This window comes from Hydrogenophaga sp., assembly GCF_026125825.1.
Classification (GTDB): domain Bacteria; phylum Pseudomonadota; class Gammaproteobacteria; order Burkholderiales; family Burkholderiaceae_C; genus Hydrogenophaga.
The window spans coordinates 14,331-37,267 of sequence record NZ_JAHCKK010000004.1; the positions used below are offsets into that span (position 1 = coordinate 14,331).

General features: G+C 65.6%; 24 protein-coding genes and 1 riboswitch. Of the genes, 15 read left to right on the plus strand and 9 right to left on the minus strand.

The features are described 5' to 3' along the window. Positions 1-18 precede the first annotated feature (18 nt). Positions 19-561: an MOSC domain-containing protein gene (locus KIT86_RS03210; protein WP_297395005.1), complete on the plus strand. Its 543-nt coding sequence runs from the start codon at positions 19-21 to the stop codon at positions 559-561. On the opposite strand, the gene KIT86_RS03215 is transcribed toward KIT86_RS03210, so the two are convergent. From KIT86_RS03215 to KIT86_RS03230, 4 genes are read right to left on the minus strand one after another with little or no spacing between them, the layout of a single operon-like run. Beyond that, on the minus strand, positions 558-1,481 hold the full coding sequence (locus KIT86_RS03215; protein WP_297395006.1) for a thiamine phosphate synthase: 924 nt from the start codon (positions 1,479-1,481) through the stop codon (positions 558-560). The genes KIT86_RS03210 and KIT86_RS03215 overlap by 4 nt on opposite strands. Then, on the minus strand, positions 1,478-2,290 hold the full coding sequence (locus KIT86_RS03220) for a thiazole synthase (RefSeq protein WP_297395127.1): 813 nt from the start codon (positions 2,288-2,290) through the stop codon (positions 1,478-1,480). Before KIT86_RS03220 ends, KIT86_RS03215 begins: the two co-directional genes overlap by 4 nt. Before the next feature lie 19 nt (positions 2,291-2,309). Next, entirely contained in the window at positions 2,310-2,507 is a 198-nt protein-coding gene (gene thiS, locus KIT86_RS03225; RefSeq protein ID WP_297395008.1) for a sulfur carrier protein ThiS, read from the minus strand. 16 nt (positions 2,508-2,523) lie between these two features. Beyond that, positions 2,524-3,603: an FAD-dependent oxidoreductase gene (locus KIT86_RS03230; protein ID WP_297395010.1), complete on the minus strand. Its 1,080-nt coding sequence runs from the start codon at positions 3,601-3,603 to the stop codon at positions 2,524-2,526. 58 nt (positions 3,604-3,661) lie between these two features. Between KIT86_RS03230 and thiD the strand changes: the two genes are divergently transcribed. Further along, a complete protein-coding gene (thiD, locus tag KIT86_RS03235) occupies positions 3,662-4,510 on the plus strand; it encodes a bifunctional hydroxymethylpyrimidine kinase/phosphomethylpyrimidine kinase (protein WP_297395011.1) in 849 nt (282 codons plus the stop codon). A 26-nt stretch (positions 4,511-4,536) separates the two neighbouring features. On the opposite strand, the gene KIT86_RS03240 is transcribed toward thiD, so the two are convergent. The 4 genes from KIT86_RS03240 to KIT86_RS03255 all read right to left on the minus strand — a co-directional run bounded on the left by KIT86_RS03240 (position 4,537) and on the right by KIT86_RS03255 (position 8,509). Next, on the minus strand, positions 4,537-5,838 hold the full coding sequence (locus KIT86_RS03240; RefSeq protein ID WP_297395128.1) for a cytosine permease: 1,302 nt from the start codon (positions 5,836-5,838) through the stop codon (positions 4,537-4,539). A gap of 75 nt (positions 5,839-5,913) precedes the next feature. After that, a riboswitch (TPP riboswitch) is annotated at positions 5,914-6,022 on the minus strand. Between the two features lie 30 nt (positions 6,023-6,052). Continuing rightward, positions 6,053-6,850 carry an alpha/beta hydrolase gene (locus tag KIT86_RS03245; protein WP_297395013.1) on the minus strand — a complete coding sequence of 266 codons (798 nt, stop codon included), beginning with the start codon at positions 6,848-6,850 and terminating at the stop codon, positions 6,053-6,055. 66 nt (positions 6,851-6,916) lie between these two features. Further along, a complete protein-coding gene (locus KIT86_RS03250) occupies positions 6,917-8,194 on the minus strand; it encodes an NAD(P)/FAD-dependent oxidoreductase (RefSeq protein ID WP_297395015.1) in 1,278 nt (425 codons plus the stop codon). A gap of 12 nt (positions 8,195-8,206) precedes the next feature. Continuing rightward, complete coding sequence (locus tag KIT86_RS03255; RefSeq protein ID WP_297395017.1) at positions 8,207-8,509, minus strand: c-type cytochrome; 303 nt, start codon at positions 8,507-8,509, stop codon at positions 8,207-8,209. Between the two features lie 245 nt (positions 8,510-8,754). Between KIT86_RS03255 and soxC the strand changes: the two genes are divergently transcribed. The 8 genes from soxC (at position 8,755) to soxB (ending at position 15,919) form a co-directional block, all read left to right on the plus strand. Further along, positions 8,755-10,098, plus strand: a complete 1,344-nt coding sequence (gene soxC, locus KIT86_RS03260) for a sulfite dehydrogenase (protein WP_297395018.1) — start codon at positions 8,755-8,757, stop codon at positions 10,096-10,098. 109 nt (positions 10,099-10,207) lie between these two features. Continuing rightward, complete coding sequence (locus KIT86_RS03265; protein WP_297395020.1) at positions 10,208-11,236, plus strand: c-type cytochrome; 1,029 nt, start codon at positions 10,208-10,210, stop codon at positions 11,234-11,236. Positions 11,237-11,356: 120 nt separating this feature from the next. Further along, on the plus strand, positions 11,357-11,686 hold the full coding sequence (locus KIT86_RS03270; protein WP_297395130.1) for a c-type cytochrome: 330 nt from the start codon (positions 11,357-11,359) through the stop codon (positions 11,684-11,686). 37 nt (positions 11,687-11,723) lie between these two features. Beyond that, on the plus strand, positions 11,724-12,179 hold the full coding sequence (gene soxY, locus KIT86_RS03275; protein WP_297395022.1) for a thiosulfate oxidation carrier protein SoxY: 456 nt from the start codon (positions 11,724-11,726) through the stop codon (positions 12,177-12,179). A gap of 60 nt (positions 12,180-12,239) precedes the next feature. Then, the gene (soxZ, locus tag KIT86_RS03280; protein WP_297395023.1) at positions 12,240-12,551 is read left to right on the plus strand and encodes a thiosulfate oxidation carrier complex protein SoxZ; all 312 of its coding nucleotides are present in this window, start codon (positions 12,240-12,242) and stop codon (positions 12,549-12,551) included. Positions 12,552-12,629: 78 nt separating this feature from the next. After that, positions 12,630-13,439, plus strand: a complete 810-nt coding sequence (soxA, locus tag KIT86_RS03285; RefSeq protein WP_297395025.1) for a sulfur oxidation c-type cytochrome SoxA — start codon at positions 12,630-12,632, stop codon at positions 13,437-13,439. A 16-nt stretch (positions 13,440-13,455) separates the two neighbouring features. Continuing rightward, positions 13,456-14,106, plus strand: coding sequence for a sulfur oxidation c-type cytochrome SoxX (gene soxX, locus KIT86_RS03290; protein ID WP_297395027.1), 651 nt, complete (start codon positions 13,456-13,458; stop codon positions 14,104-14,106). A gap of 91 nt (positions 14,107-14,197) precedes the next feature. Then, positions 14,198-15,919, plus strand: a complete 1,722-nt coding sequence (gene soxB, locus KIT86_RS03295; protein WP_297395029.1) for a thiosulfohydrolase SoxB — start codon at positions 14,198-14,200, stop codon at positions 15,917-15,919. A gap of 186 nt (positions 15,920-16,105) precedes the next feature. Here the strand turns inward: soxB and KIT86_RS03300 are convergent, their stop codons facing one another. After that, the gene (locus tag KIT86_RS03300; RefSeq protein ID WP_297395031.1) at positions 16,106-17,077 is read right to left on the minus strand and encodes a porin; all 972 of its coding nucleotides are present in this window, start codon (positions 17,075-17,077) and stop codon (positions 16,106-16,108) included. A 218-nt stretch (positions 17,078-17,295) separates the two neighbouring features. Here KIT86_RS03300 and KIT86_RS03305 point away from each other — a divergent pair, with 218 nt between their 5' ends. The 5 genes from KIT86_RS03305 (at position 17,296) to KIT86_RS03330 (ending at position 22,899) form a co-directional block, all read left to right on the plus strand. After that, the gene (locus KIT86_RS03305; protein WP_297395033.1) at positions 17,296-18,543 is read left to right on the plus strand and encodes an FAD-binding oxidoreductase; all 1,248 of its coding nucleotides are present in this window, start codon (positions 17,296-17,298) and stop codon (positions 18,541-18,543) included. Positions 18,544-18,848: 305 nt separating this feature from the next. Beyond that, entirely contained in the window at positions 18,849-20,168 is a 1,320-nt protein-coding gene (locus KIT86_RS03310; protein WP_297395035.1) for an integrase family protein, read from the plus strand. Between the two features lie 639 nt (positions 20,169-20,807). After that, entirely contained in the window at positions 20,808-21,272 is a 465-nt protein-coding gene (locus tag KIT86_RS03320) for a CHC2 zinc finger domain-containing protein (protein WP_297395038.1), read from the plus strand. Then, positions 21,269-22,546 carry an AAA family ATPase gene (locus tag KIT86_RS03325; protein ID WP_367185417.1) on the plus strand — a complete coding sequence of 426 codons (1,278 nt, stop codon included), beginning with the start codon at positions 21,269-21,271 and terminating at the stop codon, positions 22,544-22,546. The genes KIT86_RS03320 and KIT86_RS03325 overlap by 4 nt, the downstream gene beginning before the upstream one ends. Next, entirely contained in the window at positions 22,543-22,899 is a 357-nt protein-coding gene (locus tag KIT86_RS03330) for a hypothetical protein (RefSeq protein WP_297395040.1), read from the plus strand. The genes KIT86_RS03325 and KIT86_RS03330 overlap by 4 nt, the downstream gene beginning before the upstream one ends. Positions 22,900-22,937 lie beyond the last annotated feature (38 nt).

Genomic DNA, 22,937 nt, shown 5'->3' on the forward strand with positions numbered 1-22,937 from the left:
GCTACAACGCAAGGCACCATGAACGCCCGCGTGTTGGCCGTCCACCGCAGCCCCCTGCACCAGTTCTCCAAGGATCGGGTGCACGCGATCACCTTGCTCGAGGGCCTGGGCGTGCAAGGCGACGCGCATTGCGGGGCCACGGTGCAGCACCTCTCGCGCGTGGCGCGAGACCCGAGCCGCCCCAACTTGCGCCAGGTGCATCTGCTGCAGGCCGAGCTGTTCGCGACCCTGGCCCGACAGGGGCACACGGTCCACCCGGGCGAGCTGGGTGAGAACATCACCACCGAAGGCATCGATCTGCTGGAACTCTCCACGGGCACCGAGCTGCAGCTGGGGCGCGAGGCCCGGGTGCGGATCACCGGCCTGCGCAACCCCTGCGTGCAGATCGATCGATTTCAGCCCGGCCTGCGGGCCGCCGTGCTGGACCGCACGGCCGACGGCGAACTGGTGAGAAAGGCCGGGGTGATGGCGGTGGTGCTGCACGGTGGCGAGATCTCTGCGCAGGACCGCATCCAGGTGCTGCGTTCCCCCGTCCCGCACGTGCCGCTCAGGCCGGTCTAGTCGCGCGCCAGCGCGGCCTTCCACTCGGCCACGGCCGCGTCCAGGTCGGGCGCGGCCATGAGGGCACGCACCACGCCCACGGAACGCACGTTGGCCTTGAGCACCTCGGGCAGGTTGTGCAGATCGATGCCGCCGATCGCCATGTGCGTGACCCCTGAGCGAAGCAGCGCCGCGTACGCGCGCAGGCGGCCCGTGCCCTGGGGCGCGGTGGCCATCTGTTTGAGCGTGGTGGGAAACACCGCGCCCATGGCGATGTAGCTCGGGTTGTGGCGTTCGGCCGTGAGCATCTCGGCGTAACCGTGGGTGCTCAGCCCCAGGCGCAACCCGGCGTGCCGGATGGCGGCCAGGTCGTCGGGCGCCATGGCCTGCAGGTCTTCCTGGCCCAGGTGCACGCCGTAGGCGCCGGCTTCGATGGCCTCTTGCCAGTGGTCGTTGATGAACAGCAGCGCGCCCGTGCCCTGCACGCCGGCCACGGCGGCGCGCACTTCGGCACGGATGGCCTGCGCGTCGCCCGACTTGAACCGAAGCTGCACCGTGGGCACGCCCGCGCGCGCCATGCGGACTGTCCATTCGGCATCCGGCATCACTGCGTAGAGCCCCAGTTCGGCCGGGCAGGGCGCGAAGGCGTTCTCGCGCGGGTAGGGCGCCATGTCGAAGTCGGCCGGCTCGTCGGGCCAGTGCCCGGCGTCGAAGCGGCCGGTGCGCCGCGTGCGGGTGGACCAGGCACGCGCCACGCAAACGGCATCGATGTCGATGAAGCCAAGTTCGTGGGCGGCCTGCAGGGCGGCGACGAACACCGGGTCGTCGGACGCGGGCGCGGGCGCCACCGCGTGGGCGGCCACGGGCAAGGCGAGCGTGGCGCGGTGGGCATTCACGATGGCCTGGACCATCGCTTCGGTGGAGGTGAGGGTGGTGCTCATGCGCCGTGGTGCCAGAAAGGGGTGCCCATCACGGGCGTGCTCGGCTGCGCGCTGGCCTGGGGCTGCATCGCGCCGGATCGGAAGGCGGCGCGACCGGCGCGCACGGCGTCGGCGAAGGCGCCGGCCATGTCCACCGGCGACTGCGCCAGCGCCACGGCGGTGTTGAGCAGCACGGCGTCAAAGCCCCACTCCATCACGGTGCAGGCATGCGAGGGCAGACCCAGGCCGGCGTCCACGATCAGCGGCACGTTCAGGCGCTCGCGCAGCAGGCGCATGGCATAGGGGTTCACCGGGCCCTGGCCGGTGCCGATGGGCGCGGCCCAGGGCATCACGGCCTGGCAGCCCACGTCCACGAGGCGCTGGCACAGCACCAGGTCTTCGGTGCAGTAGGGCAGCACCTTGAAGCCGTCGTTGATGAGCTGGCGCGCGCAGTCCACCAGGTTGAGCGTGTCGGGCTGCAGGCTGTAGTCGTCGCCGATGAGTTCGAGCTTGATCCACGGCGTGTTGAACACTTCGCGTGCCATCTGCGCGGTGGTGATCACTTCCTGGGCGGTGTGGCAGCCGGCGGTGTTGGGCAGCACCGGCACGGCCAGTTCCTGCAGCAGCTTCCAGAACGCCGCACCGGCCTCGGGCTGCGCGGCACCCTGGCGCCGCAGCGAGGCGGTGAGCATGGCAGGCTGGGCGCGCTTCACGGCGGCTTCGAGCGTGGCCGGTGACGGGTAGCGCGAGGTGCCCAGCAGCAGGCGGCCGGCAAAGGTCTCGCCGTAGAGCACCAGCGGGTCTTCCTGGGTGAGCGGTGGGGTGTTCATGTCCATGGCAGGTCTCTCCTCAGCCCCCGGTGATGGGGGCGATGATTTCAATGCGGTCGCCGTCGTTGAGCCGGTGCTGCGCGTAGCCGGTGCGGGGCACGAACTGCAGGTTGACAGCGGCGGCGAACACGGCGGGCGGCTCCCAGACGCGCAGGGCATCGGCCAGCGTGGCGCCGTCGGGCAGTTCGCGGGTTTCCTGGTTGATGATCACGTTCATGCGAGGTTCCGTTCGTTCAGCGGATGACGGCCAGGCCGAGGGCGTCGGCCAGGGGGGAGTGGCCCTGATCCACCACTTCGAGCGCGGCGTCCAGCACGGCCGGCGCGATCATGAAGCCATGGCGGTACAGGCCATTGATCGCCATTCTGCGCGGCCCCTCGAGGCGCAGCGCTGGCAGGTTGTCCGGCAGCGTGGGCCGCAGCTGCACGCCCAATTCCATGATGCGCGCTTCGCCAAAGCCCGGGTGCACGGTGTAGGCCGCGCTCAGCAGTTCCAGTGTGGAGCGCACGCTGGCGGGCGAGAGGTCGTCGGACTCGATCTCGGTCGCACCGATCACGAACACGCCGTCGGGCTTGGGGGCGATGTAGAGCGGGTAGCGCGGGTGCACCAGGCGCGTGGGGCGAGACAGGCTCACGCCCGGCGCGTGGATGCGGGCGACTTCGCCGCGCACGCCGCGCAGGGCGTTCCATTGCGGCCGCGCGCCCAGGCCGCGGCAATCGAACAGCCAGCCGTGCGGTCCCGGGTCCACCTCGTCAGGCGTGCGCGAGGTGTGCCAGCGCACGGTGACGCCCAGCACCTGCATCTGGTGCGCGAGCGCTGCGAGCAGCCCGCGGTTGTCGAGCTGGCCTTCATCGGGCAGGTAAAGGCCCTGCGCAAAGCGGTGGGCCAGGGCCGGCTCCATCGTGGTGAGCGCCGCGCCATCGAGACGCTGCGCCTGAGGCAGCGAGGGCAGGGCAGCGCTGGTGCGCGCGAGCTGGCCGGCGAAGCGCTCGGCCTCGGCGGCGTCTTGCCGGTGCCAGAGCACCAGCGTGCCGCTTTGCTGGAAGAACACGGGCTGCTCCAGCGTGGCCAGCAGCTGGGGCCAGCGCGCGAGCGCATGCTGGCCCATGCGCACGACGTTGAGCTCGGTGACGGCGGACTCGGCCAGAGGGGCCAGCATGGCGGCGGCCACGCGCGCGGCGGCGTGCGCGGCTTCCGGACCGCCTGCGTCGATCACCTCGACGCGGTGTCCGCGCCGGGCCAGCGCGCAGGCCAGCAACCGGCCCATGAGGCCGGCGCCAAGTACCACGGCGTCGGGTGGGGAGGATGCGTTCATGTCAAAGAGGGGCTGGGGGGCGCAATGAAGGAAGTCGGGTCGGGGGAGTCTCTCTAGAATGCGCGCCATGACCCATGAAGCGCAACGTTACACCCGCGTCCTGTCCATCGCCGGCTCCGACAGCGGCGGGGGCGCTGGTATCCAGGCCGATCTCAAGACCTTTGCGGCCCTTGGCTGCTACGGCATGACGGCCATCACCGCCCTGACGGCGCAGAACACGCTCGGCGTGAGCGCCATCCACGGTGTGCCGCCCGAGATGCTCAAGGCCCAGCTGAGCGCGGTGCTCGACGACATCGGCGTGGACGCGGTGAAGATTGGCATGCTGCACGCACCCGAGATCGTGCGCACCGTGGCGTGGGCGCTGCGGCACTACGGGGTGAAAATTGTGGTGCTGGACCCGGTGATGGTGGCCACCAGCGGCGACCGCCTGATCGCGCCAGAGACGGTGCAGGTGCTGGTGGAGGAACTGTTCCCGCTGGCCACCGTGGTCACGCCCAATCTGGACGAGGCCGCGCTCCTGCTGGGCCGGCCCATCGCCGATGCGGGCGAACTCGATGCCGCCGCGCGCGACCTGCTCGCGCTGGGCGCCCAGGCGGTGCTGCTCAAGGGCGGCCACCTGCCCGGCGACGAGGTTGCCGACCTGCTGGTGAGCGGCGACGGGCCCGCGCAACGCCTGGCGTCGCCGCGCATCGCGAGCCGCAACACACATGGCACCGGCTGCACGCTGTCGTCCGCTGTCGCGGCCTACCTCGCGCTGGGCCAGCCGCTGGAGCAGGCCGTGGCCAAGGCACGCAGCTACATCCTGCAGGCCATCGCGATGGGCGCCGACGTGTACACCGGTGCCGGCCACGGGCCGCTGAACCACAGCCACGCGCCGCTTGCTCTGCACAAGCGGCCCCGGGACTGAGGCGCGGCGGCGGGTCGGCATGGCGCTCAGGCCCGTGCCGGGGTCAGCCCGCCAGCACCGCGTGGCCGCGAGAGCGCGGCAAGCGCGAAGGTCAGTGCCAGCGTGGGCAGGGCCGAACCCAGTTGAGGCGCGAACTTCGCCAGCAGGTGGTAGCAGGCGATGCCCAGCACCCACAGTGCGGCCGCGCTCCAGTCCACCGAGCGGGACGAGCCCGTGGCCACACCCGTGCCCAGGCGGCCCAGGATCACGCCATACAGCGGCACGAACACCGAACTGAGCAGCAGCAGGAAGGGCTCCAGCGTGTGCATGGGCAGCAGCAGCGCCAGGCCGGTGCAGACCAGGGCGAAACCCAGCCCGGCGGCGCGGATGCTCCAGCGCGGGCGCAGACTGTGCACCGAGACCGCGCCGGAATGCGCGTCGCCGTAGGCGTTGTCCATTTCGTCGAGCAGGATCAGGCCGAGCGCGATCAGGCCGCCCTGCGCGAGCAGCAGCGAGCCCACCAGGTTGGTGCCCGGCTCCACCGTGCTGACCACCAGGACGCCCAGCGCATAGCACCAGATGTTGGCCAGCGCATACCCCAGCCAGGTGCCGCCCAGGGTGGAGGCGGTGCGTTTGCCGTGGCGCGCGTAGTCGGCCACCAGCGGCAGCCAGGACACCGGCATCGCGATCACCAGGTCCATCGCGGAGAACAGGCCCATGCCACCGGCGCCGGGGCGGTTCCAGAAACCTTCAAAGCCCTGCGCCTGCAGGCGCGTGCCGAACTGCCAGGTGAGCCAGGCCAGCGAGGCGATCACCAGCGGCAGGCCGAAGCGGCTCACGAAGCGGCGCACCAGCGTGAGCATGGAGCCCGCCATGAGCGCGGTGAGCACGCCACCCCACAGCAGGGTGGCCAGCAGCTTGCCGCCGGTGCCATCGAGCAGGCCGCCAGGCTCGCTGCCCAGCGCCTGCTTGAGGATGGCGACCGTGCCCTCTTGCATGATGACCAGCTCGAAGGTGGTCCAGCCGACCAGCTGAGCGATGTTGAGCAGCACTGGCAGGCGCGCGAAGGCGCTGCCGTAGGTGGCGTGCATCAGGCCGGCGCTGGACAGGCCGGTCTGGCAACCCAGGCGGGCCGTCCAGGCCAGCAGCCCGGCGCCGATGAGCGACCCGAGCACGATGGCAATGACCGCGTCGCGCGTGCCCACCGCGGGCACCAGGTAGGCGCCGATCTGCATCACCAGAAGACCGGTGCCCAGGCTGAACCAGAGGGCGGCGTGTTCGTGGAAGTGGAAGACCCGGTTGTCTTGCGGCACGGGGGTCAGGGCCTGGTTGGCCGGGGATGGATTCATCGACATGGAAACGCTCCAAGCAGTGTTGAAGCAGGTGGGCTGGGCCGGGTGCCTGCCGCGCGGCGCAACGGGGCTTGGGTATCCGGCCTGCTTCCCTGCGCGAGGATTACCTCAATCAGGTTCAAAGGGACTCTCTCAGTCGCGCCCGGGCCCAAGGCCCGGGGCAACACCCCTAGCGGATGCGCCAGCAATGGCGCGGGACGAAGTATACGGCTCAGGCCCCGAGAGCCTGGGGAATCCACTGCATGACCTGGTCGAGCGCCACCTGGGGTGTCTCCAGGTGGCCGCCCGGGACTTCCAGCAGTTGCGTTTTCGGGTTGGCCGGCAGGCGGTCCACGTAGTAGGCCCGCACGCGGGAGAACAGGGGGTCTTTTTCCCCGATGGCGGTCAGCACGGGCAGGCCCGGGGGCAGCCTCGGCGCCGTCACACCCATGTCGGCGTCGGACTCGGGGTCGAAGTACGAGAGAAAGTTCTTCGCGGTGGTGACCACCGGCTGTTGCCGGCCCTGGTTGATGTCCAGGAAACGCTGCGTCTCGTCGCCCTTGCCGGCGGCCAGCAGCTCGCGGGCGCTCTGGATGCTGTCGCGCACCGGCGCGAGGCTGGGCGAGGTGAAGTAGCCGCGCGGGACGTGGCCCGGTGCCATCAGCACCAGCGCGTGGGCCACACCGCCGCGGGCGGCGTGGCTCATGGCGGCGGGCACGCCCATGCTGTGGCCCCAGATCACGATGCGCGTGGCGCCCTGATCCTGCAAGGCTTTCACGTGCTGCGCCACCTCGGCCATGGCGCCATCCCAGTGGCCTTGCAGGTAGCGGTTGCGCGACCAGGGCATGTCTGGCAGCGAGACCAGCCAGCCCTGCTGTTCCATCGCCGTCTTCACCGGTTGGTACTGCGGGCTGGCGGGTCCGCCCGGGTTCTTGCCGTGCAGCATCAGCACACCGATGCGCTCGGCCGCCGAGGCGGGCCGGGTGAACAGGGGGAGGAGGGCGAGCGAGGCGAACGACCGGCGTTTCATGGAACTCCCTGGTGTGGACGGGGCAAGAAAAAGCCCCGCGAGCGGGGCTGCTGGCGTGCGGCGGCCTCAGGCCAGCGAATCGGCCCAGATGTTGCGCGCCCAGGCCATGGCGTATTGGCCTTCGAGTTCGCTGGCCGCGCTGGACAGGCCACCCGAGCCGGGCACCGTCAGCATGGTCTTCTGCGCCGCGTCGTACTTGTGCACGCTGGCCACGTGCACCACGTCGGTCGCGGTGACGAAGCTGTAGCAGGTGTTGGCGTAGATCGGCAGCGAAGGCGCCTCCTTGCCTTGCAGCAGCGAGACCACGGCGGCAGCGCAGGTCTTGCCGTGCTGGTTGGCCATGTGGCCCGACTTGGGCATGCCCGGGGCGATCTGGATCGCGTCGCCCAGCACGTGGATGTGCTTCGCAGCCTTCGATTCAAAGGTCAGGAAGTCCACTTCGCACCAGCGCGCGTTGGCGGTGGCCAGGCCGGTTTTCACCGCGATCTCGCCTGCGCGCTGCGCAGGCAGGACGTTGGCCACGCTGGCTTTGAAGTCGTCGTTGAACTCGAACTTCAGGGTGTTCGTGGCAGCGTCCACATCCACCAGCTTGTGCTTGGGTCGGTATTCGATCAGGCCCTTGTAGTGCTCGTCCCAGGCCTTCATGAACAGGCCCTTTTTCGAGGTGATGTCGTCGTTGGCGTCGAAGATGACGACCTTGCTCCTGGGCTTGGCTTTCTTGAAGTAGCTCGCCACCATGCAGGCGCGCTCGTAGGGGCCGGGCGGGCAGCGGTAGGGCGCCAGCGGGATGGACAGCGCATACACACCGCCATCGGGCATGGCCTCGAGCTGCTGGCGCAGCGCCAGCGTCTGCGGGCCGGCCTTCCAGGCGTGCAGCACCTTGTCGGCGGCACCAGGCCTGCCCATGCCGGGCAGGGTGTCCCACATGAAGTCGATGCCCGGCGAGAGGATCAGGCGGTCGTAGGGCAGTTCGCCACCACTGGCCAGCTTCACGGTGTGCTTGGCCGGGTCGATGCTGGACACCATGTCGCGCACCACCTTCACACCGTGGCGCTTGCTCAGGTTGTCGTACGGCGTGGTGATGTCGGCCATGGTCTTGTGGCCACCGAGCACCAGGTTGGAAATCGGGCAGGAGACAAAGGCCGCGTTGGGCTCGACCAGGGTCACATCGATGCCGTAGTCGGAGAACATGCGCACGTATTTGGCGGCGGTGGCGCCACCGTAGCCGCCACCGACCACGACGACCTTGGCGCCGCTGCCGGTGGTGGCGCAGCCACTCAGGAGACCCAGGCTGGCCACGGCCGAACCGGCCCCCAGCGTTTGAACGAATTGACGGCGTTTCATGGCAGGGGCTCCTTACTTCTTCTGTGCAGCGAAATAACCGGCGATATCGGCCAGCTGTTCATCGGTGTAGCCCTTGGCGAGCTGGTGCATGATGGTCGCGGGCCGCTTGCCGGCCTTGAACTCCAGCAGCTTCTGCAGGAGGTCGTCCTTGCCCTGGCCTGCGAGCGAGATGGCGCCTGCCTGGGCCCGGCCATCGGTGCCATGGCAGTTGGCACAGGCCGCAGCCCACACCTTGATCTGATTGACCTGGGCTTGTGCCCCCATGGCGGCGGCGCAGAGCACGCCCGCGGTCAGCCATTTCATTGTTTTCACCATCGTGGTCTCCAGTGGGGTGTTGAAATGTAAGTGCATCCAAAACTGTAGCAGACGCCTCTTGTTGCGCCTAACTATCCGTAAGTACGCATATTTCGATGGTTCATGCTAGCAGCGGGGCTGAGGAGTGCTTTACCGTGTTAACCCTTGGGGTTACGGGTTTCTACTAATCCGAATATCAGCAATCACTCATATAGTCCCACATCCAAGGCGACAGGCCATCGCCCACCCCACAAGGAAATCCCACCGTGTCCAAAGACCTGAGTGACGTCATCGGGCGCGTTCTGCCCGCCCCGGAAAACCACCTGAGCACCGAGAAGCTGGAGCAGGCACGCAAGGCCCGCCGCAGCTTCATGGGCAAGGCCCTCGCCATGGGCGCAGGCGCCGTGACCAGCGCCGCAGCCAGCACGCGCGCCTTGGCCGCCGATGGCGAGGACGCGATCCTCAAGCTCCCTGCACACAGCACCGGCCTGGGCCAGCCCGTGGCCACGCTGGGCTACGGGATGCCCAGCAAATGGGAAAGCAACCTGCAGCGCCGCCAGAGCCCGGGCCTCACCCGCGTGCCCCAGGCCTCGGTGAGCTTCACACCGCTGCAGGGCCTGTTCGGCATCATCACGCCCAGCGGCCTTCATTTCGAGCGCCACCACCAGGGCTGGTGGGACATCGACCCCTCCCAGCACCGCCTGATGGTCAATGGCCTGGTCAAGCGCGAGCGCGTCTTCACCATGGACGACCTGATGCGCCTGCCCAGCGTCTCGCGCATCCACTTCATCGAGTGTGGCGCCAACTCCGCGCCGGAGTGGGGCAATGTGGCGCTGCCCTCCGTGCAGTACACGCACGGCATGGTGAGCTGCTCCGAGTTCACCGGCGTGCTGCTCTCCACCCTGCTGGAGATGTGCGGATACGACAAGAAGAACGGCAAGTACGTGCTGGCCGAAGGCGCCGACGGCTCGTCGATGACGCGCACCATCGACATCGACCGCGCAATGGATGACTGCCTGGTGGCCTGGGCCATGAATGGCGAGATGCTGCGCCCCGAGAACGGCTATCCGCTTCGCCTGGTGGTGCCGGGCATCCAGGGCGTGAGCTGGGTGAAGTACCTGCGCCGCCTGGAAGTCGGGGACCAGAAGTGGGCCACCAAGGACGAGGCGGTGCACTACATCGACCACATGCCCGACGGCACGCACCGCCAGTACACCGGCATTCAGGAATGCAAGAGCGTGATCACCACGCCCTCGGGCAGCCAGACGCTGTTGGACAAGGGCTACTACAACGTGACCGGCCTGGCCTGGTCGGGCCGTGGCGCCATCAAGCGCGTGGATGTCAGCACCGACGGTGGGCGCAACTGGCGCACCGCGCGGCTGGAAGGCCCGATCCTGCCCAAGGCGCTGACGCGCTTCAACATCGACTGGGTCTGGGACGGCAAGCCCGCCGTGCTGCAAAGCCGCGCGATCGACAGCACGGGCTATGTGCAACCCAAGATCAACCAGCTGCGCGCCGTTCGCGGCACGCGCTCGATCTACCACCAGAACGCCATCCAGTCATGGCGCGTCGCTGAAAACGGCGAAGTCTCCAATGTCCAGGTGTACTGATATGACGACCCCCCGCCGCGCTTTGCGCGCCCCCCTCCAGGGGGCAACACCTGCGGCCCGGCCAAGCCGGTTCCGCGTTGTTTCTGGTGTTGTCCTCGCGTCGCTCGCCATGGTTTGCTCCGGCAGCGCGTTGGCGCAGACCAAGCCCTGGCACGACCTGGGCCGCGATGCCACCCAGGCCGAGGTGAAGGCCTGGGACATCGATGTGCGTCCCGATTTCAAGGGCCTGCCCAAGGGCGCGGGCTCGGTGGCTCTGGGCGAGCAGGTGTGGGAGGCGCAGTGCGCGTCCTGCCATGGCAGCTTCGGCGAGTCGAACGAGGTGTTCACCCCCATCGTGGGCGGCACCACCAAGGCCGACATCGAACGTGGCCGCGTGAAGAACCTCGAACCCGGCAGCAGCTTCCCGCAGAAGACCACCATGATGAAGGTGGCCACGCTCTCGACGCTGTGGGACTACATCAACCGCGCCATGCCCTGGAACGCGCCCAAGACGCTCAAGACCGACGAGGTCTACGCTGTGACGGCCTACCTGCTGAGCCTGGCCGAGGTGGTACCGGCCGACTTCACCCTGAGCGACCAGAACATTGCCGAGGTGCAAAAGCGCATGCCCAACCGCAACGGCATGGTGTTTTACGAGCCGCTGTGGAAACTCGAAGGCAAGGGCGACGTCAAGAACGTGGCCTGCATGAAGGATTGCCCGGTGGAGCCGACCATCCGCTCTTCGCTGCCCGACTTCGCGCGCGACGCGCACGGCAACATCCAGGAGCAGAACCGCGTGATCGGCCCGGTGCGCGGCGCCGACACCACCAAGCCAGCGCCCACGGCACCCGTGGGCAGCGGTTCCAAGCCGACCGTGGTGGTCGCTGCCGCCAAGCCTGCAGGCGGTGACGTGAAAGCCCTGCTCGCGGCCAACAGCTGCACGGCTTGCCACGGCATGTCGCAGAAGATCGTGGGTCCGGGCTTTACCGAGATCGCGAAGAAGCACAAAGGCCAGGAGCGCCTGGAAGCCTACCTCGCCGTGAAGATCCGCGAAGGCGGCGTGGGGGTGTTCGGCGCCGTGCCCATGCCCGCGCAGCCCCAATTGAGCGCAGCCGAGGCGGCCGCCATCGCCAAATGGATCGCCGACGGCGCCAAGTAAGCGCGCGCCTCAAAGGGCCCGGCGGGCGCTGCCCATGGGCCCTTTGAGTATGCTTCTAAATATTTGCATTTACTCGTAAACCCCATTCCCCCCACGACAAGGAGACCTTACGCTATGTCCATGAAATCGATCCTGCTGTGCCTGGCAGCATCTGGTGCGCTCTGGAGCGCGGGTGCCCACGCCCAGGACGCCGCCGCCGCCAAGGCCCTGGCGACCAAGAGCGCCTGCATGGCCTGCCACGCGGTGGACAAGAAGCTGGTCGGCCCCGCCTTCAAGGACGTGGCCGCCAAGCACAAAGGACAGGCGGGAGCGCTGGAGGCGGTGGCGGCACGCATCAAGTCCGGCGGTTCGGGCTTGTACGGCCCGGTGCCCATGCCCCCACAACCGAATCTGAAAGACGACGAGCTCAAACTGCTTGCCGGCTGGATCCTTGCTGGGGCCCCCCAGTAAACTCAACCCATTTTTTCATTCTCACCAGGAGCTCCCCATGAACAACTCACGCCGAGTCGCCCTCAAGACCACCGGGGCGTTCGCCACACTCGTGTCGCTGGGCGTCATCACCCAGGGCCAGGCTCAGGCCGCCGTGGACCGCGCCGGCTTCGAAGTGAAGACCCTGGCCGAGGCGCTCAAGGCCGTGGGCGGCACGCCCGCCAACAGCGACCAGGTCACCGTGGTCGCACCGGACATCGCTGAAAACGGCGCCGTGGTGCCTGTGGGCGCCACCAGCAAGCTGCCCAACACCACCGAGATCTACCTGATCGTCGAGAAGAACCCCATGCCCCTGTCGTGCGGTTTCATCATTCCGGCCGGCACTGCGCCCGACGTGCAGACCCGCCTGAAGATGGGTCAGAGCAGCAACGTGATTGCCGTGGTCAAGGCCGACGGCAAGCTTTTCTCGGCCACCAAGGAAACCAAGGTCACGCTGGGTGGTTGCGGCGGCTGATCGCCCCCCGATCCCGACGTCCTTCCAAGCCAACCATTTACAGATACCCAGGAGTCCATCATGGCCGATCCGATGCGCATCCGCGCCGCCCTCGCCGGTGACGAAACCACCGTTCGCATCCTCATGTCCCACGTCATGGAGCCCGGCACGCGCCGCGACGCCGCTGGCGCTCTCATTCCCGCCCACTTCATCAAGGAAGTGGAAGCCACGCACAACGGCAAGGTTGTGCTGAGTTCGCTGTTCACCGGCTCGGTGGCACAGAACCCCTTCCTCTCGTTCAAGTTCAAGGGCGCTGCCAAGGGTGACAAGGTCACGGTGAAGTGGGTCGATACCAAGGGCGACACGCGGACCGACGAAGCCACGATCGCCTGAGCCACGCGCAGGCATGAACGGCCAGTCTTCACAGCCTGGCCGTTTTTCGATTTCTCACCACGATAAAGAGGAGACCCCATGAAGCACCATCTGTCCCACCGCCTGCTGGCTGTTGCGGCCCTGTCTGCAGGACTGGGCATCGCGCACGCCCAGGATGCGACTGCCGACGGCATCGCGAAGTACCGGGAGATGCTGCAGGACGGCAACCCTGCCGAGCTGTTCGAGATGAAGGGTGAAGAACTCTGGAAACAGAAACGGGGTCCGAAAAACGCATCGCTGGAGCAGTGCGACCTGGGCAAAGGTCCCGGCGTGATCAAAGGCGCCTTCGTCGAGATGCCGCGCTTCTTCAAGGACACCGGCCGCGTGCAGGACCTGGAGACGCGCCTGATCACCTGCATGGAAACCCTGCAGGGCTTCAACGGTGCGGAGATTGCCAAGACGCCATTTGGCCGCGGTGAGATGGCCAACGTGACGGCCCTGGCCACTTATGTGGCGACCGCCTCCAAGGGCATGCGCTTCAACCTGCCGCAGTCGCACGCGCAGGAAAAGCTGATGTACGAAGCTGGCAAGCGCATGTTCTTCACGCGCGGCGGCACCCACGATTTCTCCTGCGCCTCCTGCCATGGCGAGAGCGACAAGCGCATCCGGCTGCAGGACCTGCCCAACCTCACCAAGAACCCGGGCGACGGCATCGGCTTCGCGGCCTGGCCGGCCTACCGCGTGTCCAACTCGCAAATGTGGGGCATGCAGCTGCGCCTGAACGACTGTTTCCGCCAGCAGCGCTTTCCCGAGCCCAAGTTCGGCAGCGACGCGACCATTGCACTCGGTGTCTACATGGGCGTGAACGCCAAGACCGCTGAGTCGATCGTGCCTGCCATCAAGCGCTGAACCGGAGACACCGAACATGAACAAAGCCATTGCCTTCGCCCTGCTGCCCGTGGCGGCCCTCGCGCTGTCCGCGTGCACCGTGTCCCCCTCGGCCGCCGAGTACGACAAGGCCACCGCCGACATCATCAAGAACTCCTTCCAGGACCGCGGCATCGCCAAGGTGGACCGCCTGGTGCAGGACGACGCCAACCGCGAATGCGCGGCCGCCGACGTGGCGGGCAAGACGATCGACCCGACCGTGGCCAAGGCCATCGAAGCCGCCAACATGAAGACCGTGAAGTGGCCCAGCGACGGCAAGTTCCTTGGCGACTGGAAAGAGGGCGAGAAGATCGCCCAGAGCGGGCGCGGCCTGACCTGGACCGACAAGGCCGGCGATGCCAACGGCGGCAACTGCTACAACTGCCACCAGATCAGCAAGGAGGAAATCTCCTTCGGCACGCTGGGCCCGAGCCTGTACAACTACGGCAAGCTGCGCGGCGTCACCGACCCGAACAGCGCCGGTGGCAAGGCCATCGTGGAATACACCTGGGGCAAGCTGTGGAACTCGCGCGCCTACAACGCCTGCTCGCAGATGCCGCGGGTGGGCCACAAGGGCATCCTCAACGAGAAGCAGCTCAAGGACGTGATGGCCCTGCTGCTGGACCCCGCCTCGCCCGTCAACAAGTAGAGCGATCGGGCCCCGGCCGCACACAGCGGCCGGGGCCCTTCAAAAAAATTTCGCTCAAATATCAGTCATCAGTTATCAATCAAGGACAGAGATGAGTTTCAGTCGCCGTGAATTCATGCAGGTGCTCGCCGTGGCCAGTGCCACCGGCATGGCCCTGAACCACCGCGACGTGCTGGCCGCTGCGCCCGGCGCGGGTGAAAAGCTGTACGAGGTGCCAACGTTTGGCAACGTGAGCTTCCTGCACTTCACCGACTGCCACGCCCAGTTGCAGCCGATCTACTTCCGCGAGCCCAGCGTGAACCTCGGCGTGGCCGATGCGGTGGGGCGCCCGCCGCACATCGTGGGCGAGAAGCTGCTCAAACATTTCAACATCAAGCCGGGCACCGCGAACGCGCACGCGTTTTCGTACCTCAACTTCAGCCAGGCCGCAAAGACTTACGGCAAGGTGGGCGGCTTCGCGCACATGGCCACGCTGATCAAGCAGTTGCGCGCCAGCCGCCCGCACGCGCTGCTGCTCGACGGTGGCGACACCTGGCAGGGTTCGGCCACCTCGTTGTGGACCAACGGCCAGGACATGGTCGATGCCTGCAAACTGCTGGGCGTGAACATGATGACGCCTCACTGGGAGTTCACCTTCGGCGCCAAGCGCGTGCAGGAAATCGTGGAGAAGGACTTCAAGGGGAACATGGAATTCCTCGCGCAGAACGTCAAGACCACCGACTTCGAAGACCTCGTGTTCAAGCCCTACGCGCTGCGCGAAATGAATGGCGTGCAGGTGGCCGTCATCGGCCAGGCCTTCCCCTACACCCCCATCGCCAACCCGCGCTACATGGTGCCCGACTGGACCTTCGGCATCCAGGACGAGCACATGCAGAAGATGGTGGATGAAGCGCGCGGCAAGGGCGCGCAGGTCGTCGTGGTGCTCTCCCACAACGGCATGGACGTCGACATCAAGATGGCCTCGCGCGTGCGCGGCATTGACGCCATCCTCGGCGGCCACACGCACGACGGCATGCCCGCGCCCACCATCGTGAAGAACGGTGGTGGCCAGACCCTGGTGACCAACGCCGGCTCCAACAGCAAATTCGTGGGCGTGCTCGACTTCGACGTGCGCGGCGGCAAGGTGCAGGACTTCCGCTACAAGCTGATGCCGGTGTTTTCCAACCTGCTGCCGGCCGATGCCGAGATGCAGGCCTACATCGACAAGGTCCGCGCGCCCTACAAGGACAAGCTCGACGAGAAGCTCGCGGTCACCGAAGAGCTGCTGTACCGCCGCGGCAACTTTAACGGTTCGTGGGACCAGGTCATCTGTGATGCGCTGATGCAGAACAAGGGCGCCGACATCGCCTTCTCGCCGGGCGTGCGCTGGGGCACCTCGCTGCTGCCGGGCGACACCATCACCTACGAGCGCATGATGGACCAGATGGCCATGACCTACCCCGCCACCACGCTCAACGAGTTCACGGGTGAGCAGATCAAGACCATCCTCGAAGACGTGGCCGACAACATCTTCAACCCCGACCCCTACTACCAGCAGGGTGGCGACATGGTGCGCGTGGGGGGCATGCAGTACACGGTCTCGCCCAAGGCCGCGATGGGCCAGCGCATCAACAACATGATGCTCAAGGGCAAGCCGATCGAGGCCGGCAAGACCTACAAGGTCGCTGGCTGGGCCTCGGTGCAGGAAGGCGCCAAGGGCGAGCCCATCTGGGACGTGGTCTCGGGCTACCTGCGCGACAAGAAGGTCATCAAGGGCGTGAAGATCAACACCCCGCGCATCGTCGGCATGGACGGCAACCCGGGCATGCAGTGAGCCCCCTCTCGCGTCGCCTGCGGCGCGCCAGCCTCTGAAGGGGGCGACACCCGAGGTCCGGCAAAGCCGGTTGCCCGGTGCCGCTGGATGGACCGCCCTTCGCGCAAGGCAAAAAGCCCTGCGGCCGAAGCCGGCCGCAGGGCATGAAACCTTGGAAAAGGCAGGAAGTAACGCGAAAGCGGGAAATCAGAAGTCGTGGCGCACGCCGACCGAGTACATGCGGCGGTCGGTCGTGGTGACGCCAGCGCCGTTCTCCACGTCGCCGTCGAGGTAGGCGCCGTACAGGCGGGTGCGCTTGGACAAGGCGTAGGTCACGCCGGCGGACAGCGCAGAACCCTTGGCGGTCGTGGCGCCGGCGGTGTTCTCGGCCTTGCTGTAGGCGTAACCCACCGAGAAGTCCAGGTTGCCCACGGGCACGTTCACGCCGATGGCGTAGCCATTGGCCTTGGCGCCGTTCTTGATTTCAGCGCGGTTGTAGCCTGCCGACACGCGGGCCACCCCAAAGTTGTACGCGCCACCCACGGTGGTGTACTCGCGGTTGTTGGCCTTCTGCTCTTGGTAGCCCACGCCCACGTCGAGGTTGCCGGCGCGGTAACGCAGGTTGAACGCGGTGGTGTCGGCCTTCACGGTCGAATCCTCGTCCAGGCCGTAGCTGGCGCCGAGGCTGAAGCCGCCTAAAGAGGGCGATTCGTAGCGCAGCTGGTTGCTCGCGCGGCTCGAGTAATCGGCCACACCGGCGGTGTAGGCGATCTTGGTCGGGCTGAATTCCGAGTCCCACAGGTTGCTGCTCACGCTCAGGTCGCGGATGTCGTCGAACGAGGTGTCGTGACGGCCGAGCTTGAGCGTGCCGAAGCCGCCGCTGAGGCCGACGATGGACATGCGATCGAACGCGCTGCCGGCGGCTTGCGTGCCGTTGCTGCTGTCAAAGCCCTGCTCCAGACCGAAGATGGCCTTGAGGCCGCCGCCCAGGTCTTCGCTGCCGCGCAGGCCCCAGCGGGTGGACGACAGGTTGCCGCTGAACATCTGCGTGGTGCTCACGCCGTTGACCTTGTTGGAGCCGACCGAGGTGTCGATGCGGCCGTACAGCGTGACGTTGGACTGCGCCATGGCGGCGCCCGTGGTGGCCAGAACGGCCAGAGCGACGAGGCTCTTCTTCATGTAGATGCTCCGATGAAATTGCACGGGGGCCGGTGCAGGCCCCTTGCTCCCTGCACCATGCAGGAAGTCCTTCGTATTTCATCGAAGCCGCACGAAAACTCCGTGACATCGACCTGCCGCAAGAGGGTTTGCCCCGAGATACAACAGATGCCCCTGCGGCGTGCCAGGGCTGTCATCGCCGTGCCATGAAAAAGGCAGCAACTAGAATGAATCGCACCATGACACACGACATCATCGTTCTCGGCGCGGGCATGGTGGGGGTCGGCTGCGCGCTGCACCTGCAGGCCAGGGGCCAGTCCGTCGCCTTGCTCGATCGCCGCGCACCCGGGCTCGAAACGTCCTACGGCAATGCGGGCATCATCCAGCGCGAAGCGATCGCGCCCTATGCCTTGCCGCGCGACCTCGGATTCCTGTTGTCCGGCGCGACCAACCGGCGCGTCGACGTGCGCTACCACGCCGGCGATGCCGCGCGCATGCTGGGCCCGCTGTGGACCTACTACCGCAACTCGGCACCTGACCCTTACCAGCGGATCTCGCGTGAGTACGAGACCTTGATTGCGCTCTCGCTGGACACGCACGCGTCGCTGATGCGCGACGCCGGCGCCGAGCATCTTGTGGCCGGCCAGGGCTACCTCATGCTTTACCGCAGCGAGCGTGAATTGCACGGCTTCTTCGAGGTGGCCGATGAGCGCGCCCGTGCCGGGGTGCATCACCTCAAGCTCACGGGCGCGGACGTGGCTCGCGAAGAGCCTGCGCTGGAGGGCGAATTCGCGGGGGCGGTGCGCTGGACCGACCCCGTGGCCATCCGCAGCCCGGGCGACCTGGTGCAGGCCTACGCGCACCTGTTCGAACGGCGCGGCGGCGCGGTGCACCTGGGCGACGCCCTGGGCCTTCGATCCAGCGGGTCGGCCGGGTGGCAGGTGGACACGGCCGACGGGCGCACGCTCTCGGCAAAGCAGGTGGTCGTGGCGCTGGGCCCCTGGACCCTGGGGCTCACCTCGCGCTTTGGCTACACGGCCCCCATGATCCCCAAGCGCGGGTACCACATGCACTACGCGCCCCTGCCGGGCAAAGCCTTGAACAGCACGGTGATCGACGCCGAATACGGCTACGTGGTTGCGCCCATGAAGGACGGCCTGCGGCTCACCACCGGCGCCGAGCTCGCGAACGTCGACGCACCGCGAACCCCCGTGCAGATCGATGCCGCGGAGAAGGTCGCGCGCCGCAGCTTCCCGCTGGGTGAACGCGTGGACCCCGAGCCCTGGATGGGCACGCGCCCCTGCCTGCCGGACATGAAACCCGTGTTCGGCGCCGTGCCCTCGGTGCCCGGCCTGTGGTGCGCCTTCGGGCATGGGCACCAGGGATTCACCCTGGGGCCGGTGACCGGGGAACTGCTGGCGGCAATGATGACGGGCGCCGCGCCGCGTGTGGACGTGAGGCCGTTCTCGCCGGCCCGTTTCGCGTAGCGCCAATGCCGCCTGGCCCCATTGCAGCGAGCCTGCGGGGGCCTCAAGACAAAAAGCCCGCCATGAAGTTCATGGCGGGCTTTTCAGCGTTTGTTGGTGCCGGAGAGATGAATCGAACACCCGACCTTCTCATTACGAATGACAGGATATCTACATTTATCCTTGTTGAGTGGTGTTGATATACTCTATAAAAATCAACGGCTTGAAAGAGATTTGCTGGATGCTTAAGCAGCTCTTGCGTTGATTTTTGTTCGGCAGTTTCGACTGAAGTTGCCTACAGATTGCCTACAGATTCACGAGGCACCATGAAGCAGCAAAAGAGCAGGGTTCGTTTGACGGTTGGGCGGGTGGCTGATTTCGCCTGTCCGGCAGGCAAGTCCCAGGCATTTCTCTGGGACACCGAAACCCCCACGCTGGCGCTGCGCGTCACGCCCACGGGTCGCAAGACTTATGTGTTTGAGGCCAGGCTTGTAGGTGCGACCATCCGCATCAATGTCGGGACCGCTGCCGACTGGCCCATCGAGAAGGCCCGAGGTGAGGCGAAGCGGCTCAAAATGCTGGTGGACACTGGCATTGACCCCCGCGAGCTTGAGCGTCAACAGGTCGCGGACCGAGCTGCGAAGGTGGCGGCCAGCGCCGCAGAGGCAATTACTGTGGGTGAGGTGTGGCCTCTCTATCTTGCCAATGGCAAGCCTAAGCGCCGCGACGCCTGGAAGCCTCGTTACCGCGCCGACTTGGAAGCGATGGCGGCGCCGGGTGGTGTAGAGAAAAAGCGGGGTGAGGGTCGGACCCGACCGGGACCGCTGTTTCCGCTGCTGGCGTTGCCGTTGGCCGGTGTGAACGAGGACAGTCTGAAAAGTTGGTTCGATTGCGAAGCAACGAAGGGCAAGCATCAGGCCGCTCGAGCATTGATGATGTTCCGGGGTTTCCTTCGTTGGTGTAGCTCCCAACCGGCATATCGCAAGTTGACCGACCGGGATGCCGGGCGCGCTGCTGCCATCGTGGAAAGTCTGCCGAGCAACACACGCCGCACCGACGCGCTTGAAGCCGCCCAGATTCCCGGCTGGTGGGCTGGCGTGGAACAACTGAACAACCGCACCGCGTCAGTGTATCTTCGTGCCTTGCTTCTAACTGGCGCACGGCGTGAAGAGCTGGCCGCGTTGACATGGGCAAATGTGGACTTCCTGTGGCGTAAGCTGACCCTCGCCGACAAGGTGGATGACACCCGCACCATTCCACTTACGCCATACATGGCGCAACTGCTGGCGACCATGCCACGCTCTAGCGAATACGTTTTCGTCAGCACTGGCAAGGTAGGTCGCATTGCTGACGCTCGCGCCAGTCACGCCCTAGCATTGAAGAGCGCGTCGATCGATGGCCTCACCATCCACGGCTTGCGACGCTCGTTCTCGCTGTTGGGTGAGGCGGCTGGGGCGCCTGCAGGGGCCATCGCTCAAGTCATGGGACACAAGCCAAGCGCTACCGCCGAGGGCTATCGCCCTCGTAGCACGGACGCCCTGCGCCCTTTTCATGAGCAGATAGAGGCTTACATTCTGGCGCTGGCTGGGGTGAAGTTTGAGCGCGAAGCCGAACCGGGCAAGCTGCACGTGGTCAACAGTCGATAGGAGAACAGTGTTGGTCACGACCCAAGTCGGAACTGACAGTCCAAGGTTTTCATTCTTGGAGGCTTCGTAGAGCGCGAGCTGCACAGTACACAGCACCTGGTGCGCGCAAATGATTTGGGCACGCGCGCATGCGGGGTACAACTGCGTGACAGACACCCATCTGCCAGCCAGGTGCTCGAGGCCTTCGCAAAAATTTGTTCCCAACATTGTTCTGTTTCGTTTACCATGCCCTCGCGTTGATTTTGGTCGCTAACCAGATCAACATAACCCGCCGGATTTGCGCAGGAGTGCTTTGAAGAGGGCTTGGGTGTAGTGCGCGTTTGTCGCGGCTATACGGTCATTGACCGCTGAACCACAAGTTCTCGTGGCATCTCATTTTGGAGATGCGATGACACTCGCGACCGCGCACAGACAAAGCACAGATGGCCCTTGCGCCAAACCCGTTAAAGAGTTCCAGCCACTGGAGCAGGTGACGCTTCCAACCGTCCCGACGGAACAGGCTGCCTACTACCTTCATCGACGCGCTCAAACTCTGCGAGGTTGGGCTTGCCACGAAGATGGTCCGCTTCGCCCGCTGCGCATCAATCGGCGTCTTGCTTGGAAGGTGATTGACCTCCGCCGACTGCTTGGGGTGGAAACATGAGTTTCGACAGGACCCGCCTCCCTGAGCCCACGACCTATTTTGAGGACCGGGGCCTCGTCCTCAAAGGGCCGCGTTCAGCCAAATGGAAAACCACCTCCTGTGATTTTCATGGTGGCTCTGACTCGATGCGCGTTAATGTCGTTAACGGTGCCTGGATCTGCATGGCGTGTCTCACCAAGGGTGGGGATGTACTTGCGTATCACATGCAGGCAAATGGGCTGGAGTTTTTAGATGCCGCAAAGGTTTTGGGCGCATGGGTTGACGATGGCAAGTCTGAGCATCGCAGGAAGCCCTCACCGCTGCCGCCGCGCGCTGCCTTAGAGGTGCTGAGTTTCGAGGCGATGCTCGTGGCCGTTGCAGCAGGAAATGTTTCTCAAGGCGTCGGCCTGACAGAAATCGATCGGACGCGCCTGCTGACAGCTGCGAATCGCATGAATCGATTGGCGGAGGCATACCGATGAGGTCTGACTACAACAAACTTGTCGAAGAGCTTGATGCCGACGAGAAAACTGGACGGAATACGCTGGGCATGACGTACGCGACGCCGGGCGTGGTTCTTGCTCGCGGATGCGACCTAAAGCCGAAGCCGATGCAGTGGCTGTGGCGCGACTGGCTGGCACTAGGGAAGATACACATCCTGGCCGGCGCACCTGGACAAGGGAAGACAACGATTGCTGTTGGTGCGTTCGCGGCCATCGTGACCGTTGGTGGTCGTTGGCCCGATGGGACACCCTGCGAAGCCGGCAATGTGATCGTCTGGTCTGGCGAGGACGATGCCGCTGATACGCTACTGCCGCGCTTCCTTGCAGCGGGAGGAGATCGCTCGCGGATCTACTTTGTGCAAGGTACGCGCGACGAAGGCGGGGTGCATCCTTTCGACCCAGCGCGTGACATGCCGCAGCTGGCGACCGCAATTCTTAGTGCGGGCGGCGCGAGCCTTGTGATTATTGACCCAGTGGTTTCGGTTGTGACGGGGGACAGTCACAAAAACACTGAGGTGCGCCGAGCACTGCAGCCATTGGTTGATGCTGCCGCAAATAACCATTTTGCTTTACTCGGCATTACACACTTTGCCAAAGGCGGGCAGGGTGGGGATCCCACTCAGCGCGTCATCGGTTCGGTGGCATTTGCGGCCGTGGCACGCGTGGTTCTTGTCGCCGCCCAGGTCAGCGGTAAGGACGGCGAAGTCCGTCGAGTCTTGGCCCGCAGCAAAAGCAATATTGGACCGGACGATGGAGGGTTCGAATATAGGCTCGATCAAGTTGAGCCTCTGCCTGGCATTCAAGCCTCTCGTGTGGAATGGGGGCCGGCAGTTGGAGGAACCGCACGCGCTTTGCTCACTGAGCCGACATCAGAAGAACATGGCGTTGGAAGAAGGCGCGACGCCGCCAAAGCATTACTGATTGAAATTTTGGGTAAAGGACCGACTCCTTCCAATGTGATCGCGGCAGAAGCCAAGTCCGCCGGTATTGCGTGGGCTACGGTTCGGAGGGCCTCCGAGCATCTCGGATTGGAAAAGCGGAAGCGCCCAGGTTGCTGGACCTGGGAGTTGCCTGCCGAAGAAGAACGAACAGGACGCACTGTCCAGCACGTGGTGACTGAGCAAGTTGAGCAAGTTGAGCAAGTTGAACAAGTTGAACAAGTTGAACAAGTTGAACAAGTTGAGCAAGTTGAACAAGTTGAGCAAGTTGAGCAAGTTGAACTCGACGAAGCCGGTGGCATGGAGGTGCTATGAACGCCGAAGTTCTCCTTTACGAACTACTCGAATGCGGCATCACTCCGTCACTCACCCCAGATGGAAACGGCATTGTTGTTCCTGCAGGGCGGCTTACGGCCGAGCAGCGAGTCGCGGTACTGGCCCAAAAACAGGCATTGATCGACTGCATTCAAAAGTCAGCGCTTCTCACAAGCGAGCTCTTGCAGGCAGCGATGCGCGTATGCGACGCATGGAATGACACTGAGTCCGCCCGTGAGCAAATGCGCGAAGACGTTCTCCACACTCCGCCTCACCTTCGGGGCGATCTTCTGGGTCATCTCAAGAAAGCGTACGGGGATCGGCCCAATGCTGGGCGCGAGGAGGAGCGATGACCAAGACTCGGGAACCAGACCCCGGCACTTCGGCTCCG

What these genes read in the sequence shown, in the direction of transcription:
- KIT86_RS03210 (WP_297395005.1), top strand. Translation starts at nt 19, where the DNA reads ATGAACGCCCGCGTGTTGGCCGTCCACCGCAGCCCCCTGCACCAGTTC.
- KIT86_RS03215 (WP_297395006.1), bottom strand. Translation starts at nt 1,481, where the DNA reads ATGAGCACCACCCTCACCTCCACCGAAGCGATGGTCCAGGCCATCGTG.
- KIT86_RS03220 (WP_297395127.1), bottom strand. Translation starts at nt 2,290, where the DNA reads ATGAACACCCCACCGCTCACCCAGGAAGACCCGCTGGTGCTCTACGGC.
- thiS (WP_297395008.1), bottom strand. Translation starts at nt 2,507, where the DNA reads ATGAACGTGATCATCAACCAGGAAACCCGCGAACTGCCCGACGGCGCC.
- KIT86_RS03230 (WP_297395010.1), bottom strand. Translation starts at nt 3,603, where the DNA reads ATGAACGCATCCTCCCCACCCGACGCCGTGGTACTTGGCGCCGGCCTC.
- thiD (WP_297395011.1), top strand. Translation starts at nt 3,662, where the DNA reads ATGCGCGCCATGACCCATGAAGCGCAACGTTACACCCGCGTCCTGTCC.
- KIT86_RS03240 (WP_297395128.1), bottom strand. Translation starts at nt 5,838, where the DNA reads ATGAATCCATCCCCGGCCAACCAGGCCCTGACCCCCGTGCCGCAAGAC.
- KIT86_RS03245 (WP_297395013.1), bottom strand. Translation starts at nt 6,850, where the DNA reads ATGAAACGCCGGTCGTTCGCCTCGCTCGCCCTCCTCCCCCTGTTCACC.
- KIT86_RS03250 (WP_297395015.1), bottom strand. Translation starts at nt 8,194, where the DNA reads ATGAAACGCCGTCAATTCGTTCAAACGCTGGGGGCCGGTTCGGCCGTG.
- KIT86_RS03255 (WP_297395017.1), bottom strand. Translation starts at nt 8,509, where the DNA reads ATGGTGAAAACAATGAAATGGCTGACCGCGGGCGTGCTCTGCGCCGCC.
- KIT86_RS03265 (WP_297395020.1), top strand. Translation starts at nt 10,208, where the DNA reads ATGGTTTGCTCCGGCAGCGCGTTGGCGCAGACCAAGCCCTGGCACGAC.
- KIT86_RS03270 (WP_297395130.1), top strand. Translation starts at nt 11,357, where the DNA reads ATGAAATCGATCCTGCTGTGCCTGGCAGCATCTGGTGCGCTCTGGAGC.
- soxY (WP_297395022.1), top strand. Translation starts at nt 11,724, where the DNA reads ATGAACAACTCACGCCGAGTCGCCCTCAAGACCACCGGGGCGTTCGCC.
- soxZ (WP_297395023.1), top strand. Translation starts at nt 12,240, where the DNA reads ATGGCCGATCCGATGCGCATCCGCGCCGCCCTCGCCGGTGACGAAACC.
- soxA (WP_297395025.1), top strand. Translation starts at nt 12,630, where the DNA reads ATGAAGCACCATCTGTCCCACCGCCTGCTGGCTGTTGCGGCCCTGTCT.
- soxX (WP_297395027.1), top strand. Translation starts at nt 13,456, where the DNA reads ATGAACAAAGCCATTGCCTTCGCCCTGCTGCCCGTGGCGGCCCTCGCG.
- soxB (WP_297395029.1), top strand. Translation starts at nt 14,198, where the DNA reads ATGAGTTTCAGTCGCCGTGAATTCATGCAGGTGCTCGCCGTGGCCAGT.
- KIT86_RS03300 (WP_297395031.1), bottom strand. Translation starts at nt 17,077, where the DNA reads ATGAAGAAGAGCCTCGTCGCTCTGGCCGTTCTGGCCACCACGGGCGCC.
- KIT86_RS03305 (WP_297395033.1), top strand. Translation starts at nt 17,296, where the DNA reads ATGACACACGACATCATCGTTCTCGGCGCGGGCATGGTGGGGGTCGGC.
- KIT86_RS03310 (WP_297395035.1), top strand. Translation starts at nt 18,849, where the DNA reads ATGAAGCAGCAAAAGAGCAGGGTTCGTTTGACGGTTGGGCGGGTGGCT.
- KIT86_RS03320 (WP_297395038.1), top strand. Translation starts at nt 20,808, where the DNA reads ATGAGTTTCGACAGGACCCGCCTCCCTGAGCCCACGACCTATTTTGAG.
- KIT86_RS03325 (WP_367185417.1), top strand. Translation starts at nt 21,269, where the DNA reads ATGAGGTCTGACTACAACAAACTTGTCGAAGAGCTTGATGCCGACGAG.
- KIT86_RS03330 (WP_297395040.1), top strand. Translation starts at nt 22,543, where the DNA reads ATGAACGCCGAAGTTCTCCTTTACGAACTACTCGAATGCGGCATCACT.